This window comes from Paenibacillus sinopodophylli, from assembly GCF_005930355.1.
GTDB classification, from domain to species: domain Bacteria; phylum Bacillota; class Bacilli; order Paenibacillales; family Paenibacillaceae; genus Pristimantibacillus; species Pristimantibacillus sinopodophylli.
Genome location: NZ_VDBO01000071.1, coordinates 1 through 344, shown reverse-complemented (window position 1 = coordinate 344; position 344 = coordinate 1). Strand labels below are relative to the sequence as shown.

Annotated in this window: 1 pseudogene; it reads right to left on the bottom strand. The window is 57.3% G+C overall.

The features are described from left to right. Nucleotides 1–344 (bottom strand): annotated as a pseudogene (locus FGT79_RS30720) (hypothetical protein); the annotation flags it as partial.

Below are 344 nucleotides of genomic sequence, written 5' to 3'. Positions count from 1 at the left end.
GCTCCTGTTCCGCCAGTTGCTCCTGCTGTGCCCGTTGCTCCCGTTGCCCCGGTTACTCCTGCTCCTGTCGCACCTGTTGATCCAGTCGCTCCACTTCCTGCCAGAAGCGTATAATCTGGCGACGTATCTGGTGTTCCAGTAGGTGGCGCTGTATTCACAATATAAGTGCTGCCATTATAGGTCACTACCTGACCTACTGGGTATCCTGGTGCTGCGAGCGGATCAAATACTACAATGCCGCTTAAGCCTACACCCGTGGCTCCAGTCACTCCCGTGGCTCCTGTCGCACCGGTCACTCCTGCTCCTGTTGCACCTGTAACCCCAGTGGCTCCTGTTCCGCCAGT